Source organism: Streptomyces silvae (assembly GCF_016745505.1).
Lineage (GTDB): Bacteria > Actinomycetota > Actinomycetes > Streptomycetales > Streptomycetaceae > Streptomyces > Streptomyces silvae.
Genome location: NZ_JAERUC010000080.1, coordinates 38,775 through 54,065, shown reverse-complemented (window position 1 = coordinate 54,065; position 15,291 = coordinate 38,775). Strand labels below are relative to the sequence as shown.

14 protein-coding genes are annotated in these 15,291 nt (G+C 73.7%); all 14 read left to right on the top strand.

Translation table 11 applies throughout. The features are described from left to right. Positions 1-62 precede the first annotated feature (62 nt). The 14 genes from JKV81_RS10855 to JKV81_RS36165 all read left to right on the top strand — a co-directional run bounded on the left by JKV81_RS10855 (position 63) and on the right by JKV81_RS36165 (position 15,281). Positions 63-1,724, top strand: coding sequence for an eCIS core domain-containing protein (locus JKV81_RS10855; protein WP_164992667.1), 1,662 nt, complete (start codon positions 63-65; stop codon positions 1,722-1,724). A 214-nt stretch (positions 1,725-1,938) separates the two neighbouring features. After that, a complete protein-coding gene (locus JKV81_RS10850; protein WP_202075554.1) occupies positions 1,939-3,495 on the top strand; it encodes a phage tail sheath family protein in 1,557 nt (518 codons plus the stop codon). Between the two features lie 50 nt (positions 3,496-3,545). Next, the gene (locus JKV81_RS10845) at positions 3,546-3,986 is read left to right on the top strand and encodes a phage tail protein (RefSeq protein WP_099176901.1); all 441 of its coding nucleotides are present in this window, start codon (positions 3,546-3,548) and stop codon (positions 3,984-3,986) included. Continuing rightward, on the top strand, positions 3,983-4,483 hold the full coding sequence (locus JKV81_RS10840; RefSeq protein WP_129261300.1) for a zinc-ribbon domain-containing protein: 501 nt from the start codon (positions 3,983-3,985) through the stop codon (positions 4,481-4,483). Before JKV81_RS10845 ends, JKV81_RS10840 begins: the two co-directional genes overlap by 4 nt. Further along, positions 4,480-4,638: a DUF6760 family protein gene (locus tag JKV81_RS10835; RefSeq protein ID WP_164992666.1), complete on the top strand. Its 159-nt coding sequence runs from the start codon at positions 4,480-4,482 to the stop codon at positions 4,636-4,638. Before JKV81_RS10840 ends, JKV81_RS10835 begins: the two co-directional genes overlap by 4 nt. A 4-nt stretch (positions 4,639-4,642) precedes the next feature. Continuing rightward, a complete protein-coding gene (locus JKV81_RS10830; RefSeq protein WP_202075553.1) occupies positions 4,643-7,636 on the top strand; it encodes a hypothetical protein in 2,994 nt (997 codons plus the stop codon). 61 nt (positions 7,637-7,697) lie between these two features. Beyond that, positions 7,698-8,123, top strand: coding sequence for a phage tail protein (locus JKV81_RS10825; RefSeq protein ID WP_099176904.1), 426 nt, complete (start codon positions 7,698-7,700; stop codon positions 8,121-8,123). 59 nt (positions 8,124-8,182) lie between these two features. Continuing rightward, positions 8,183-8,902 carry a CIS tube protein gene (locus tag JKV81_RS10820; protein ID WP_129261296.1) on the top strand — a complete coding sequence of 240 codons (720 nt, stop codon included), beginning with the start codon at positions 8,183-8,185 and terminating at the stop codon, positions 8,900-8,902. Then, positions 8,899-10,728 carry a VgrG-related protein gene (locus JKV81_RS10815; RefSeq protein WP_202075552.1) on the top strand — a complete coding sequence of 610 codons (1,830 nt, stop codon included), beginning with the start codon at positions 8,899-8,901 and terminating at the stop codon, positions 10,726-10,728. Before JKV81_RS10820 ends, JKV81_RS10815 begins: the two co-directional genes overlap by 4 nt. 40 nt (positions 10,729-10,768) lie before the next feature. Beyond that, positions 10,769-11,107 (top strand): PAAR domain-containing protein, encoded by a 339-nt coding sequence (locus JKV81_RS10810; protein WP_129261292.1) that lies wholly within the window; start codon positions 10,769-10,771, stop codon positions 11,105-11,107. Continuing rightward, positions 11,107-11,529 carry a GPW/gp25 family protein gene (locus JKV81_RS10805; RefSeq protein WP_129261289.1) on the top strand — a complete coding sequence of 141 codons (423 nt, stop codon included), beginning with the start codon at positions 11,107-11,109 and terminating at the stop codon, positions 11,527-11,529. Before JKV81_RS10810 ends, JKV81_RS10805 begins: the two co-directional genes overlap by 1 nt. Further along, the gene (locus tag JKV81_RS10800; protein WP_202075597.1) at positions 11,529-13,490 is read left to right on the top strand and encodes a putative baseplate assembly protein; all 1,962 of its coding nucleotides are present in this window, start codon (positions 11,529-11,531) and stop codon (positions 13,488-13,490) included. The genes JKV81_RS10805 and JKV81_RS10800 overlap by 1 nt, the downstream gene beginning before the upstream one ends. After that, positions 13,487-14,050 carry a phage tail protein gene (locus JKV81_RS10795; protein ID WP_202075551.1) on the top strand — a complete coding sequence of 188 codons (564 nt, stop codon included), beginning with the start codon at positions 13,487-13,489 and terminating at the stop codon, positions 14,048-14,050. Before JKV81_RS10800 ends, JKV81_RS10795 begins: the two co-directional genes overlap by 4 nt. A gap of 484 nt (positions 14,051-14,534) precedes the next feature. Beyond that, positions 14,535-15,281, top strand: a complete 747-nt coding sequence (locus tag JKV81_RS36165; RefSeq protein WP_236056308.1) for a zinc ribbon domain-containing protein — start codon at positions 14,535-14,537, stop codon at positions 15,279-15,281. Positions 15,282-15,291 lie beyond the last annotated feature (10 nt).

Here is a 15,291-nt window from a genome sequence, read left to right as displayed (position 1 = left end):
CCCTCCCGAGCGGGTTGATGGGGTTGCAGGCCGGTATCGGCAATGAGGCGGTGCTGAGGAGGATGCGCCGTGACCGTGAGGAAGAAGTTCACCAGCACCATGAGGGGTGCGGCCACGAGGGGGGCGTCCAGCGCTCCGATGTCGAGGCCGGTCTGCGTACGTCGGGCCGACCCCTGGACCGGGCGACGCTGGCCCGCAAGGGGGAGCAGTTCCAGGCCGACCTCTCCGGCGTGCGGGTGCACACCGGTGCCGCCGCGGAGCAGGCCGCCGCGGCCGTCCAGGCGCGTGCGTTCACGGTGAACCAGGACATCGTCATCGGTAAGCACGGCGGCGATTCCCACACGCTGGACCATGAACTCACCCACGCGGTCCGCAACCAGCAAAGGGCCTCGGCCGGGCACCCGACGGGCGGCGGGTTCAACATGACCCACCCGCACGACCACGAAGAACGTGAGGCGGAATCGAATGCCACGCGCATGAGGTCGGGCGGCGCCAGCGCGGTCCAGGGCCCGGGCGCCGCCGCCCCGCGCACCGCCTCCTCACCGGTGCAGCGTATGGAGGGCCCGGTGCAGCGCATGGAGGGCTTCGAGACCGAGATGGCGAAGCGGGTGAAGGGCGAGGGCGGAGGGAAACTCCCCGGCGACACCGACCTCGCGACGAGTCTCACGGAGGATTTCACGGTCGTCTCGGACTCCAGGAAGCTGGACGAGGGCGGCGCGTACTCCAACGTCGAGTTCGTCTCCGGCGCCGTCCAGGTGGTCGGCACGAAAGCGGCGGACGGCCCGGACGCACTCGACCGGATCGTCGACGAGATGAGGAAGGTCCGCGACGACTTCTACGCGGCTGCCGAGGGGACACCACTGGCGGACGCCACGATGCGTCTGACGCTGCAGCCCGCCGCCGAAGGTGTGACGCTCAGCAGCGAGGGCTACACCGACCAGGACGGGCAGCCGGGCCGGGGTAAGGGGCTCTACGTCCAGTACACCGTCGGCGTGCCGCTGGCGGGCATCCCCCAGGTGTTCGACAACTACCGGAACGACCCGGCGAGCGTCGGTCAACGGGCACTGCCCCGCGCCCTGTTCCGGCTGAACCAGGCCAAGCCGTTCGCGCAGGGGATCCTGGAGGAGTTCGAGGACGCGACCGCGGGCAAGAAGCGGAGCCGGGTCGACACGGACTCCCTCGACGGCTTCCTCCAGCTCTTCTTCACCCAAGTCGCCGCCGTGGCCGACTACCTCGCGACGGACAGTGACCAGGGACAGCCCAAGAACCTGACCATCTTCCTCTCCCGCTCACCCCTCGCCGACGCGTACCGCCTGCTCGACAGCGGGGCACAGAACTATCTGAAGAAGAACCGGGAACAGATCCTCGACGTGCTGTCCGGCTATCAGGAGACCACGGAGAAGGAGGGCGAGAAGCTGGAGTTCCGTGACACGGCCACCCGGCAGATGGCGGGCCTCGACGAGGTGAGCCTGCTGGACTACGCGAACTCCGCCCTGGCGGGCAAACCGAGCGTGTCCCAGCAACAGGTGTTCGGTGGAATGAAGGAGATCAGGCCGCACGCGGTCGAGGGCTCCACGGTGATCCCGATGGAGATCCGGGCGATCGGCAACTACTTCAAGACCTGGGACGAGCTGAAGACCGAACTGCGGAAGATCGCAGGCTGGGCGCAGCAGGGGTACGCGAAGGACCAGGAAATCCACGGCCGGGGTGGCGCCCGACGCTGAGCACCCCGCCGCGTGCGCCCCACCCGCCCCACCCGCCCCGGCCTGCGACCCGTTGTCCAGGGGCGGGCGGCGTCCGGCGGTGCACGCCGGGCGCCCGGAAAGGCAGCGGTCCTGCCCCTGATCATGCCCCCGCGTCCCTGCCGCCTCCGCGGACCCCCACGGAGACTCGACCTGGACACAGGTGAACGAACCCGAAGGACGCGAAGGAGCGAGTATGCCGACGTACCTCACCCCGGGCGTGTACGTGGAGGAGGTGCAGTCCGGTGCCCGGCCCATCGAAGGGGTAGGCACCGCCGTCGCCGCGTTCGTCGGGTTCGCCGCGAGCGGCCCGTTCCACGCACCGACGCTGGTCACCAGCTGGGACCAGTACACCCAGACGTTCGGCGGCTTCACCGAGGGCGCCTACCTGCCCCTCTCGGTCCACGGCTACTTCGCCAACGGCGGCGGCGCCGCGTACATCGTGCGGATCGGCGGCCAGGCCGAGGACGCCTCCGCCCCGGCGGCCGACGGCGGCCGGCGCGCGCCCAAGGCGGCGGAGCCGGTGGCACTCGGCGGATTCCTCGTCGCCGCGAAGCAGGGCGTCACCGGTGTGTCGGTCGAGGTCGCCGACGCGGAGGGCGAGAACCCGCCGGAGGACCGCTTCAAGGTCCTGGTCCGCCAGGGCGGTCAGGTCGTGGAGACCTACGAGGCCTCCACCCGCAAGAACGTCAAGGGATACCTGGTCACCCAGGCCCGCGCCTCCAAGCTGATCCAGGTCACCGAGGAGCAGGGCGCCGCCCAGGCCAGGCCCACCGCCCAGACCCTGGCCGTGCCCGACGCCCCGGCCGCGCCCGCGACGGGCGGCTCGGGTGAGGTCGCCCGCATCGACCCGGCGGAGTACGTCGGAGACGCCGCCGCCCGCACCGGGTTCGGCGGCCTGGAGACCATCGACGAGATCACCATGGTCGCCGTGCCGGACCTGATGAGCGCCCATCAGCGCGGCGACATCGACGCCGAGGGCGTACGCACCGTGCAGCTCGCGGTGATCTCGCACTGCGAGCAGATGGGCGACCGCGTCGCCGTCCTCGACGCCCCGCCCGGCCTCGGCGCCCAGCAGGTGCGCGCCTGGCGCAACGACGAGGCCGGCTACGACTCCCGGTACGCCACCCTCTACTACCCCTGGATCCGCGTCTTCGACCCGGCCACCGGACGCAACACCACCGTCCCGCCGAGCGGCCACGTCGCCGGTGTGTGGGCGCGCAGCGACGGCGAGCGCGGTGTGCACAAGGCGCCGGCCAACGAGGTCATCCGCGGTGCGGTGGACCTGGAACTCCGGCTCAGCAAGGGCGAGCAGGACCTGCTCAACCCGATCGGCGTCAACTGCGTACGGGCCTTCCCCGGACGCGGCATCCGCATCTGGGGCGCCCGCACCCTCTCCTCCGACCCGGCCTGGCGCTATCTGAATGTGCGCCGCCTCTTCAACTACCTGGAGGAGTCCATCCTCCTGGGTACCCAGTGGGTGGTCTTCGAGCCGAACGACGACCGGCTGTGGTCCAGCATCCGGCGCAACGTCACCGCGTTCCTCACCGAGGAGTGGCGCAGGGGCGCGCTGTTCGGCCGCACGGCCGAGGAGGCGTTCTACGTCAAGTGCGACCGGGACAACAACCCGCCGGAGTCCATCGACCAGGGCCGCGTCATCTGTGAGATCGGTGTCTCGCCGGTCAAGCCCGCCGAGTTCGTGGTGTTCCGGCTGGCCCAGTTCTCCGACAGCACCAGCCTCATCGACGAATGACTCGGGTCCAGCCGAACGAACCGCTCAGCAACGGAAGGTGACAGACAGTCATGGCAACGGGCGATGCTCTTTCCACCCATGTCTTCGGTGTGCAGCTCGGCGGCTACCTGGTCGAGTCGGTCCAGGAGATCAGCGGGCTGACCGTCGAGGAGGAGGTCGTCGAGGTACGCCAGGTCAGCGCGGAGGGCAAGCAGATCATCCGCAAGCAGCCCGGCGCCCGCCAGGCCGGTGAGATCACGATCACCCGGGGACTCGACCAGAGCGGTGAGTTCACCGACTGGATCAAGGAGACCCTCAACAACGGTGCCGTGAACTCCGCGCGGCAGAACCTCACCATCGAGATCAAGGACACCGAGGGCAACACGGTCCGCCGTATCCAGCTGATGCAGGGCTGGGCCTCCAAGTGGGAGGGGCCCTCCCTGAAGGCCGGCGAGTCGTCCGCGGCCACCGAGTCCGTGACGATCGTGTTCGAAGAGATCATCGTCGAATGAGGCGCCGTACCGTCACCGCGGGCAACCTGGAGGAGATCCTCCAGGCCACCGCGCCCGCCCCGGCGCCGGAGCAGGCGGCGGCACCCCCGGCCCCCGCCGCTCCGGCGCCGCCCCGGGAGGAGAACGGCCTGCGTACCGAGTTCGAGTTCGAGCTGCCGCGCGGCTATGTGGACGAGGCGGGCACGGTGCACCGGCACGGCGCGATGCGTCTGGCCACCGCCCGTGACGAGCTGCGTCCGCAGATCGACCTCAGGGTCAAGGAGAACCCGGCGTACCTGAGCGTGGTGCTGCTGAGCCAGGTGATCACCCGGATCGGAACCGTCACCGATGTGCACGCCGGGGTGGTGGAGCGGATGTACGCCACCGACGTCGCCTTCCTCCAGGACTTCTACCGCCGGGTCAACAGCGAGGGCCACACCCGTGCCGCGGTGACCTGCCCGCACTGCGAGGGCGGCTTCGAGGTCGACCTCTCGGGTGGGCGCCTGGGGGAATCGTGACGTACGCCCTTCCCCGGCTCCGGGAGGAGATCGCGTACATCGCCTATCACTTCCACTGGCAGCGCGAGGAGATCCTCGACCTGACCCACGGCGAACGTCAGCAGTGGGTGGCCGAGATCGCCCGCATCAACACCCGCGTGAACGAAGGCGGTTGAGCACATGGGATGGCGCGACAGGCTGCGCCGCCGGGCCGCGGACCCGTCTGCCGCGGATCCGGACCAGGGGGCGCCCGGCACGCCGGGTGCCGCCGCGCCCGACGCACCGGGGCCGTCCTCGTCCGACGCCCCGGCTCCTTCGGCGCCTTCCGTGCCCGGCGACTGGGACGGGGGCTGGCGCCGCACCGCCGCGCCGGAACTCACCGTGTCCCGCGCCCCGCTGGGCGTCAGCGACGGCCTCGCCTTCCGTGCGGGCCTGGCCGCCTGGCAGAACCCGACGTTCGGCAGCGGCCTCGGGCATGCGCTGCTGCCTGCCGCCCCGGCCGGTCTGGTGCACGGCGTCACCCGCCCGGCGGCTCCCCGGGCCACGCACACGGCCGGGGGTCCGCTGCTGCTGAGGGCGGTGCGGCCGGACGCCACGGATGGTGCGGACGCGGTGACGGCCGACGGGGCACCCGAGGTCGCCCGACGGCCGGTTGCGGGGGATCGGAAGCCCGGATCGACGGGACCCCGTCCGGGCTCCTCCGCCGTACGGCCTTGGGGTGACTCGGGTGGCGGCCCCCGTGCGGGGAAGGCGGGTCCGGGCGACGCGGCTCCCCGGTCCCGTGAGCTCACGGTTACGGAATCCCCCGCCGTCCTCGCCGCCTCACCGGCCGCCGTCCAGCGGGCCGTCCAGCCGGGCACGGGCCCGGTCGTGGCCCCCGTCGGCACCGGCCGTCCGCCGGTCGCCGCCAGGACTCCGCTCGTACGACGGGTGGCGGTCGTTCCGCCCGCAGGCGCGGCCCGGCCCCTTTCCGATCCGACCCCCGGGCGGGCGTCCGTGGCCCGGAGCACTTCCGGAGGCCGTACGCCGTCGGCCCCGGCCGCCCGGGACGCCGCTGCGGAGGCGACCGGGCCGCGCCCGGGACCATCCCGTACGTCCGGCGCCGACGGGTCCCACGCGGCGGTCCGGCCCAGCCCGTCGGGGCCCCGCCTGACCGTCGCCCGCCGCCCGTCGGGACCGGTGCGCCGCGTCGCGGCGGTGCGGCCCGCACCCTCTCCGGCGCCCCCGCGAGACGCCGCCAACACCATCCCCGGTGCCAGGGCGGACTCCTCCGCCCCCGTGCAGCGCACCGCTACGCGCACGGACTCCTCCGTCTCCGTACAGCGCGCCGCCACGAGCACGGACTCCTCCGGCACCGCCACACCGGACGTTACGAGCACGGACTCCTCCAGCACCGCCACACCGGACGCCCCTGTGCAGCGTGCCGTCACGCCCTCGCGCGGGCGCGCTCCCCTCGGCGCCCCGTTGAGTGAACTGCCTTCCACCGCAGAGCCGTTCGGCCGTTCCCCTGGCGCACCCGGTGCCGGTTCAGCGCCCGGTCCGGCCCTGCCCGTCGTCCAGCGCCAGGGCGACACCCCGGTGCCGTACGACAGCGGCACGAGCGCCACCGGGGGAGCGGCATCCGCGGGCGCTGCCGATGCCCCGCGCCGGACCCCGGCCCCGGACGGTTCGGGCGCCCGCGTGCGCGGTGGGCTGGGAGCGCCGCTGCCCGGGCTGCCGCCGAGCGCCGCGTTGCCCGGTCCCGCCACTTCTCCTGTTCCTCGCACGTCTTCCACGGGACCCCGCCCGGACGTCCAGCGCGCTCCGGGCGGGGACGCCCCGCTGCTGGGGACGGCCGACGTCCAGCGCGCCCTCGCGGAGCACTCCACCGCCGGGGCCACTCCCGTACCCCACGGAGACGGGCCCGCCACCCCGCTGGTGACGACCTCCCCGGCCGTCGCCCCCGGCCGCCCGGAACCCGCGAACTCCGCAGCTACGGAAGGCGCGGCAGCGGCAGGAAAGGCGCCCGGCGGGGCGAGCGCGGGCAGGCGACCCGGCCCGGACGTCCAGCGCGCTGACCGGCCGGCCTCCGGCGGACACCGCGCTGACGGGCCGGCCTCCGGCGGACCCCGGGCGGGCGGCCCGCGCTCCGGTGGGCAACGCCCTCGTCGCCCCGCCGCACCCGGCCCGGTCGTCGTGGCCAGGGCCGTGGCGCCAGGCTCCGCCTCCATCCGGTCCGCAGGTTCGGCAGACCCGCGCCCCCTCACCCTGACCGGCTCCGCACCGCCCTCGGCTCCCCGCAGCCTCTCGCTGCTGGCGGCCCGCCCGCTCACCCTGAGCTTCCGGGGGACCCCGGCGGGGGCGCCGCCGCCCGCCGCCGCCCGCTCCGGCGGCCGTCCCGTCGTGGCGGCGCGCTGGCCCGGTGCACCGGCCGCCGCGCAGGGCGACACCACGCCGCCGCCCGGGACACCGGCACACCGGGGCGGCCCGTCGGCCGTCTCCCCGGCAGCTCCCCCCGGCCGCTCCGGGATACCCGCACGTCCGCTGACCGGCCCGTATGCGCCTGCCCCCGGCACACCGCAGCTCCAGCGAGCCGTGTCCGCGACCGCGCACCTCGAACCGCAGGGCACGCGGGGCGCGCCGCCCGAGCACGCAGGAAGGCGAACGTCCGGCGTCCCGGCCCCGGTCCAGCGCGTCCCGGTCGTCCGTCCCGCGCCGCCCCGCCCCGTGACCGCGGGCGCGGCCATCGCCGTACCGGCGAAGTCCCTGCCGGTGACCGCCCCGCAGGCGCCGCCGCTCGCCGACCGCCCGGCGGGCCCTCCGGCTCGGGCGGGATCGCTCCCGGGGCCCCTTCCCACGGTCCGGCCGAGGACGGTCGCGCCGGGCGCCGCCGACCCGGTGCAGCGCGAGGCCGTCGCTTCCGCCGCCGACCCGCTCAAGGGCGTGCAGGGCAAGGAGATACCGGCGCGCGGCCGTCCGCGATCGTCATCCGCGCCCCCCGCTCCCACGTCCTCCTCGTCCTCCACCTCGGGCAAGGCGGCCTCACGCCGCCGTCCCGAGCGCCCCCAGGACGACCCCGGCTCCGAGCTCGACGACCTGGCGCGCCGTCTGATCGACCCCGTGTCGCGGCTGCTGCGCGCCGAGTTACGACGCGGTCGCGAACGCACCGGCCGCCCCTACGACGGACGCCGCTGAGGGCACGCCATGGACGAAGACCGACCGGACGACGAACGACTGACGGGCGAGTGACGGACCGATGACCGACAGCATCTTCGCGACCAGCGTGCATTTCCGGCTCGCGATCGGCGGCAACGACCTGGGTGCCTTCCACACGTGCTCCGGCATGGGCGCCGAGGTCGAGATGGAGACCTACGCCGAGGGCGGCAACAACGGCTTCACCTGGCAGCTGCCCGGCCGCGTGACCTGGTCCAACATCACGCTCACCCGGCCCGTCACCGCCGACACGGCGAAGATCGCCCGCTGGCTCGACGAGACGCTGAAGCGGGTGGAGCCCAAGGACGGCGAGATCGTGGCCCTGAAACCGGATCTCACCCGGATCATCAGCTGGCAGGTGTCCGGGATCGTCCCGGTGCGCTGGCAGGGGCCGTCCTTCGACCCCGCCAACTCCCAGGCGGCGGTGGAGACCCTGGAGATCGCCCATCAGGGCCTGCGCCCGTCCTGACCCCCCCACGCCCACGCACTCCGCCCCCGACACGCCGTCCCAGGAAAGGAGGTCCTGCTGTGTCCCCAGCACGCTCCAGCCGGGCCAGGGCCCAGCTGACGCTGAAGGAGCCCCCCGCCTCCGTCGGTGCCAAGCCCGGCGGGACCATCGCGCGGCTGAACCTCCAGTTCAACCCCTCCACCCTGGAGCTGAGCAAGAGCACCGAGTGGCGGCGCACCCCGTCCCGGATGGCGGGGCAGTCGGCGCTGCCGGAGTTCGTCGGCAGCGGCCCGCGCACGCTCTCCCTGGAGGTGTTCCTGGACGCCACTGCCACCCACGACAACTCCGTGGAGCTGGCGGTGGAGAAGCTGATGAAGGGGTGCGTGCCGACCCCGGCCAGCCTGGGCCGTAAGAAGCCGGCCAGCCCGTGGGTGCGGTTCGAGTGGGGCACGGCGCGGACGACGTCGTTCGACGGGGTGCTGTCGAGCCTGTCGGTGAGCTACACGCTGTTCGACGTGGACGGCAAGCCGCTGAGAGCCACCTGCGCGCTGTCCGTCGAGGAGGCGAGTGTCGACCCGGCGGGCCAGAACCCGACGTCCGGGGCGCGCAGTGCCCGCAGTACGCACACCGTGGTGGCGGGCGACAGCCTGGCCTTGCTGGCCTGGCGGGAGTACGGCGACGCGACGGCCTGGCGGGTCATCGCGGAGGCCAACGACATCGACGACCCGATGACTCTCGTACCCGGCACCGAACTGGTGGTGCCGGGGCTGCGTGACGCGGGCGCGGAGGAGGACCAGTGAGCACACCCGAGGCGCGGGGCGGCCGGTCGTTCGCCGCCGACCCGGTCATCGAGACGCCGGCCGAACTCCCGCGGATCTGGGCCGCCCAGCTGGTGAACTGCGTGGTCGACGAGAACGTGGGCCTGCCGGACTCGGCTGTCCTCACCTTCCGCGACCCCGACCACGAGTTCCTCCAGGACGTCGGTATCACCATCGGCACCCCGCTGAAGGTGTCGGTGGTGACCGTCTCCGGGCAGGCACGCGAGCGGCTGTTCGGCGGCGAGGTGACCGCCCTGGAGCTGGACCGGGACCGCACGGGCTCCTTCACGGTGGTGCGCGCCCATTCCAAGGAGCACCGTCTTCAGCGGGGCCGCAAGGTCGTGGCGTACCGGAACATGACGGCGGCGGCGATCGTCCGCAAGGTGGCCGCCGGGGCCGGGCTGGCCTGCGGGAAGGTCGACGCCGAGCCGGTCACCTACCAGCAGCTGTCGCAGGCCAACGTGTCCGACTGGGACTTCCTGCAGTTCCTGGCGGGTGAGAGCGGCGCGCAGGTGCGGGTCGACGACATGGGGCTGCTGCAGTTCACCAAGCAGCGGAAGGCGTCCGGCGCGCCCGCCCCGTCGACCTCGGCCACCCGCAGCCCGATGGTGCTGGAGCACGGAGGCAACCTGCTGGCCCTGCGGGCGTCGCTGTCGGCCGCGGCCGGCGCGCAGCAGGTGGAGGTGCGCGGCTGGGACGTCGCCAACAAGCAGCCCCTGGTGGCCCGCAAGCCGTCGGTGGACAGCGACACGGTGATGCCGGGGCTGAGCCCGGCGTTCGCCGCCCGGTTCGGCACGTCGTCGAAGCTGACCGTCACGGACACCCCGTACCGCTCCCTCGCCGAGACGGAGGCCGTCGCGGATGCCGTGGCCGCCGAGGTCAGCGCCGGGTTCGGCGAGTTGGAGGCGCTGGTCCTGGGCAACCCCAAGCTGAGGGCGGGCGTGCCCGTGGCGCTCGGCAACGTCGGGCAGGCGTTCTCCGGGAAGTACACGGCGACGGCGGTGCAGCACGTCCTCGAACCGCACGGCGGATACCGCACGACGGTGTGGGTGAGCGCCGGCACGGACCGCTCCCTGACGGGCCTGGTGACCGGCGGGAACGCATCCGGCCGCGGACCCCGCATGCCCGGTCTGGCCATCGGCGTGGTGACCGGGGTGCGCGAACCCGGTGGCGCCGAGTCCGGCGGCGTACAACTGAAGTTCCCCTGGCTGGACGACACGTACGTCACCGACTGGGTGCGCACCGTGCAGTGGGGCGGCAAGGGCGGTGGCGGCGTGTTCAGCCCGGAGGTCAACGACGAGGTCCTGGTCGGCTTCGAACAGGGCCTGCTGGACAGTCCGTACGTCATCGGCGGGCTCTACAACGGCGTGGACAAGCCCTCGCCGCACGACGTCCCGCTGGTCGACAGGACGACCGGGAAGGTCAACCGGCGCTCCCTCGTGTCGCGTTCAGGGCACCGGGTGGAACTGCTGGACGCACGGGCACCCGGTCCGTCCGGGGTCCGGGTGACGAGCGCCGACGAGCGCCTCGAAGTGTTCCTGGACAACCGGCGGGACCGGATCGAGCTGACCGTCTACGCCGGGAAGGGCCGCCGACGGCCCCTCAGCTCCGTCCTGCTCGACAAGAAGGGCATCACGCTGGACGCGGGGCGTGGCGACGTGAGCGTCTCGGGCCGGAACGTGGACATCCAGGGCCGGGTCGGGGTGAAGATCGGCGGCCGGACCGTGAGCGTCAACGGCTCGTCGGACGTCACCGTCGACGGCGGTCTGCTGGGCGTCCTCAAGGCCAAGCTCATCCGGATCAACTGACCTCTCCTGCCGACAGTCCCCTCGTTCCCAAGGAGTCCGCATGCCGGCCGCAGCCCGTACCGGTGATCCCACCAACCACGGCGGCGTGATCGCCCTGCCGGCCGGCCCCGCCGCCCAGGCGGTGGCGCGGGTGCTGATCGGCGGCCGCCCGGCGGCCGTGACCACGGGCCTTCCCGGCCCTCCGGGCAGTGTGCACACCTGCGTGGTGCCCCCGCACGCGCTCCTGGGGCCGGGCAACGTGGTCCTGCCCGATCCGGCCTCGCTCGTCCGGGGCCAGGTGCTCATCGGCGGGCTGCCGGCCGCGAAGATGCGTGACAGGACCACGTGCGGCGCGATGATCGTGGGCGGTGCCCTGAACGTCCTGATCGGCGGCGTCTGATGAGCGACCGGTTCATCGGCCGAGGCTGGGCGTTCCCGCTGCGCGTCGGGCCGACCGGCGGGATCGGCATGGTCGAACGGGAGCGGGAGATCGAGGAGGCGATCCGCCTGGTTCTCGGCACCGCGCCCGGCGAGCGGCCCATGCGCCCCGAGTTCGGCTGCGGCATCCACGACTACGTCTTCGCGCCCGGCGACGGTGCCACCGCCGGACGGATCGCCCAGCAGGTGCGCGAGGCGCTGGAGCGGTGGGAGCCGCGTATCGCGGTCGACGACGTGGTGGTCGCGTTCGACGCCGTCGAGGACGGCACCCTCTACATCGACGTGCACTACACCCTGCGTTCCACCAACGACCGGCGCAACCTGGTCTTTCCCTTCTACACGATCCCCTCCGAGGAGGGGGCCGAGGAATGGGGCGCCGCCTGATGGCCCTGCCCTCCCCGAACCTGGACGACCGGCGGTTCCAGCAGCTGGTCGACGAGGCGAAACGCTATGTCCAGCAGCGCGCCCCGGAGTGGACCGACCACAATGTCTCCGACCCCGGCGTCACCCTCATCGAGACGTTCGCCTACCTCGTGGACCAGCTGCTGTACCGGCTGAACCGGGTCCCCGACAAGAACTACACCGCCTTCCTGGACCTGCTCGGCATCCGCCTGTTCCCGCCGGCCGCTGCCGTGGCCGAGGTCGACTTCTGGCTGTCGGCACCGCAGCCCGACACGGTGACCCTGAGTCCGGGCACGGAGGTGGCCACCGCGGGCGGCGAGGCCGACGAGGCGGTGGTGTTCGCCACCACGGACGAACTGCGCATCGTGCCCAGTGAGTTGATCCGGCTGGTGACCGCGTTCCGCGGCGGTGAGCAGACCGACCGGACCGGTGAGCTCACCGAAGGCCGCGACATCCCCGCCTTCCAGGCGGCACCCCGGCCCGGTGACGCGCTGCTGTTCGGCCTGCCGACGGCGGTGCCGCGCTGCGTGGTCGCGGTGAACCTGGACAGCCGCGTGGAGGGCATCGGCGTCGACCCGCGCCAGCCCCCGCTGGTGTGGGAGGCGTGGGACGGCGGCGGCTGGCAGGTGTGCGAGACCGGCGAGGACTCCACCGGCGGCCTGAACCGGCCCGGCGAGATCATCGTGTACGTGCCGGCCGGCCACACCGCGTCGGTCATCGGCGGGACCCGGGCCGGCTGGCTGCGCTGCCGGGTCACCGAGGCGGAGCCGGACCAGCCCTTCTACTCCGAGTCCCCGACGGTGCGCGAGGCATCCGTGTTCACGGTGGGCGGCACCATGACCGTCGAGCACGCCGAGAGCGAGACCGACGTACCGCTCGGCACGTCGGAGGGCGTCGCCGGGCAGACGTTCCGGCTCGGCCGCCCGCCGGTCCTCCTCGACCGCGAGCCCCCCGTGGTGGAGGTCTCCTCGGCCGAGGGCTGGCAGCGCTGGGACCTGGTCGAGCACTTCGGCCGCTCGGGCCCGGCCGACCGCCATGTCCAGGTCGACGCCACCACCGGCGAGTTCACCTTCCCGCCGGCGCTGCGCGAACCGGACGGCACCCTGCGGCAGTGCGGCGCCGTACCGCCCAAGGGGGCCCGGATCCGGGTCGCCCGCTACCGCACCGGCGGCGGCCCCGCGGGCAATGTGGCCCGCGGCGCGATCTCCCTGCTGCGCAGCTCCGTCCCCTACGTCGCGCGGGTCGTCAACCGGGAGTCGGCCGGTGGCGGCGTCAGCGGCGAGACCCTCGCCAACGCCCGTCTGCGGGCACCGGACGCGCTGCGCATGCAGGAACGCGCCGTCACCACCGCGGACTACGAGATCATCGCCGGCCAGGCGGCGCCCTCCGTACGCCGGGTCCGCTGCCTGCCCGCCGCCGAAGGCGCGGGCGCGGTACGGGTGCTGGTGGTCCCGGACGCCGTGGCCGACGAGGGGGACGACCGCCTCCGGTTCGAACAGCTCATCCCCTCCGACCAGATCCTGCGGACGATCACCGCGAGCCTCGACGAACGCCGGCTGATCGGCACCCGCCTGGTCGTCGAGCCGCCGGTCTACCAGGGCGTCACCGTCGTCGCCAGGCTGGCGGCGGCCCCGGCCGACACCGACCGCGTCCGCGACGCGGCCCTGGCCGCCCTGTTCCACCACCTCAACCCGCTCGTCGGCGGCGCTGACGGCACCGGCTGGCCCTTCGGACGACCGGTCCAGTACGGCGATGTCTTCGGTGTCCTGCAACGCGCCACCGGCAACGCGCTGATCGAGGAGATCCTGCTGTTCCCCGCCGACCCGATCACCGGGCGGCGCGGCGCCCCGACGGACCGCGTCGACGTGGCCGCGGGCGCGCTGGTCTTCTCCTACCAGCACCAGGTGGTCGTCACGCCCCTGGAGCCGGAGGTACGCGGATGAGCCGTGCCGCGATACCCGGGCTGCCGAGCCCGCACCCGATCGGCGGGCAGCTGCCCGCGCTGTACGCCGACGACGACTTCGCGCAGCGCTTCACCGCAGGGCTGGACACCGTTCTCGCCCCGGTGTTCGCGACCCTCGACAACCTGTCCGCCTATCTCGACCCCCGGGTGGCCCCGGCCGACTTCCTGGCCTGGCTGGCGTCCTGGGTGGGCGCCGCCGACGACCCGGAGTGGCCGGTGGAGCGACGCCGCGAGACGGTGGCCCGCGCGGTCGAGCTGCACCGCTGGAGCGGTACCCGGCGCGGCCTGGTCGAGGCGCTGCGGCTCGCGCTCGGCGTGCACGCCGAGGTCGTCGGGGACGGCGGCGCGGTGTGGTCGAGCACCCCCGGAGCCGACCTCCCGCCCGAGCCTCCCGCCGAGGTCCTGGTGCGGGTGTGGCCGGACCGAGGGGGCCAGGCCGACCCGGCGCGGGTCCACGCGGTCGTGAGGGCCATGTGCCCGGTGCACACCGTCTGCCGGGTGGAGATCCTGCCCGGCCCGCCCACCGACGAAGGGAGGTGACGCCGTGCGCGCCTGTCCCGTGTGCGGGGCGTCCAACGGCCCCACGGACGACTTCTGCGGCAACTGCGGGACGTACCTGGGGTGGTCGGACGATCCGGCGCCTTCTGGCACGTCGCCGGAGCCGACGCCGAGTACGCCCGCGGAGCCGCCGCCGGGTGCGCCGCCGTCGGGTGAGCCCGCGGAGCCCCCGTCGATGGCGCCTGCGGAGCCGTCGTCGCGTATGCCCGCCCAGTCCGCGGCCTCCGGTACGTCCCCGGCTCCGCCGGCCACGCGCCCACCCGGCCCCGGCCCCACGGTTTCGGAGCCCCCGGCCCCCGGCCCGGCCGCCGGAGCCCCACCCCCCTTACCGCCTGCCGCACCGCCCGACACCGCCCGCCCGCCGGCCGCTCCGGCGCCGCCCCCGGCCCGCGCCGGTGGCCCCGCCGCCACGGCCGGGGCGTCCACGGCACCCGCCCCCATCCAGCCCGTACGCCCCGCGAAGGCCGTGGCCCCCCGCCCGGTCGTGCGCCCCGTGGAGGCGCCCGACGAGGTGGTGGGCGCGCCCTGCCCCTCCTGTGGCACCCCGAACCCGCCCGGCCGCCGGTTCTGCCGGCGTTGCGCGACCCCGCTGAACCCCGCCGCGAAGCCCGAGGCGCTGCCGTGGTGGCGGACGGTGTGGCCGTTCCGCCGCAGGGTGCGGGCGAGTTCGGGCAGGGCTGTACGGTTCCTGGTGATCCTGGCCGTGGTGGTGGCGCTGTGCGCGGGCGCCGTCCTGCTGCTCCCCGTCGGACGCGTGCTGTTCGAGGACACCCGGGACAAGCTGGGCAAGGCCGTGCCCATCACCCCGGTGAGCACCGAGGCGAGCGCCGCATCGCCCGGGCATCCTGCGAAGAACACCGTGGACGGGGTGAACAACAGCTACTGGGGTGCACCCGCGGAGGGCGCGTCGGTGACGTACACCTTCCGTCAGCCGTTCCGCCTGGTCGAAGTGATCATCAGCAACGGCCCGTCGAGAGACGCGGAGCATTACACCGACGAGGCACGCGCGCTCCGGATCGACCTGGAGGTGACGACGGAGGACGGCGAGCGGCAGCACAAGGAACTGAACCTCAACGACAAGCCGGATCCGCAGCCGATGCACATCGCTCTCAGCGACGTGAAGACGGTGCGCCTGGTCCTGCGCGAGCCGGTGGACCTGTCCTCGGGGCGCCAACTGGCCCTGGCGGAGGTGGAGTTCTTCCAGCGCGGCTGACCGGGGCCGG